Genomic DNA, 1,518 nt, shown 5'->3' with positions numbered 1-1,518 from the left:
AATCCTTCAAGATTAAGGGTATCCTAATAACTTAGGCGGCGACTTAAAAACCAAACATCTTGTAAACTAACCTAGTAATATAGGTTGAGTTTTAATCTAGATGAAGTAGTTAGAAGCACCATCCGACGCGAAGCTAGTATTTTTGATGAAAATCTATGATTTAGGTGGTGAGGTTCACAAAGTTTAATTTTCTCTTATCAAAAAAGGGACATTGAATTAAAACTAAAATTAAGGATGAAAAATATGGAGCAGGAAAATAATTTAAATTTTAAATATTATAACTACAATCAGGACTTATTTAAAGAAACAATCTCTGGGCAGCCAGACATCTATGTTTTTGCTAATTACAATGATTTAAAAGAAGCACTAAAATATTATCAGCCGGAGCCTTTGAGTCAGCAGAGTCAGTTTTTTAGTTTAAAAGAATTTAAGGAGCGCCTCTTTAGCAGTGATCAAATTCTGCTGAAAGAAGAAAAGCTGCCGCTGCTATTGTATTCTGTTTTAACTTCTGAAGAGAAAAAAGAATTGCGGCTTGATAATTATCAAGATATTTATCAATTTTCAGCACAATTTTTTGGTTATTTTAAGCTGCTTCAGGATTACCAGCTGTCTGAAATTAAAGGACTAGCAGACTGGCAGCAGCACAGAGTTAATAGATTGCTGAGTATTAAAAAGAGATATCAACTACAGTTAAAACAGCTGGGTTATGTGGATCAGCTGGTTTTAAAAGAGAATAATAATTTAAATTTGCAGTTTTTAAAAGAATTTAAGCAGATAAATTTATTCAATATAGTTGATTTCACTCCTTATTTCAAAAAAATACTGCAGCAGATGAGTTCTGAATTTGAGATAAATCTCCATCTGCAGCTTAAAAAAGAAGATTTTAATGAAAAAAAATTAGAAATTGAATCGCTGACATTACCAGAAAAAAGAACTATAATTGAAATTAGAAAAGCAAATTCAAAACTTAAGAGTCTGGCAGCTTTTTTAGAAGAGAATGAAAACTCTAAAGCTGAGCTGCAGCTAATAGATGCTGGTAGTGATATTGATTCGGCTGAGATATTAAGTGATCAGTTGAATATTAATTCTTATCGAAGTCTAAGTGAAACAGAAGTTTATCAATTATTGAATTCAATTTATCAGCTCTATCAAAAAGGAAAAAAATCTTCTCACATTTTAATAGAATTAAAAGAACTTTATAATTTATCCACTCAATCTTTATTTAAGCAGTGGCTTAAAATTAAAGCTGAAGACCTGCAAAAAATTAAAGAGCTGCTGCGTAATGATTATTATTATCTCAACTATGATTTAATTAAGTCTGAGCTGTCTGTTTTAAAGCCACTCTATAAGCTGCTTGAAAATTTAAGAAAGATAAAAAATATTTCAGAACTAATAGAACTTGTTACTGAAGTTTCAGACTTTGCTCTGGAAGCTGAGGCTAAGGAAACAGCAGAAAAATTTAATGATAGTCTGCTGGAGTTAAAGAGTATTGAAGAAATGGGGGTAGTTAAAAGCTGG

1 pseudogene is annotated in these 1,518 nt (G+C 31.0%); it reads left to right on the top strand.

What is annotated here, in order from left to right:
- Window positions 1-243 precede the first annotated feature (243 nt).
- A pseudogene (locus CI949_RS20600) lies at window positions 244-1,518 on the top strand (PD-(D/E)XK nuclease family protein); the annotation flags it as partial.

The organism is Halanaerobium sp., assembly GCF_003070835.1.
The sequence above is the reverse complement of the archived record's forward strand: the minus strand, read 5'-3'. Positions and strand labels throughout refer to the sequence as shown.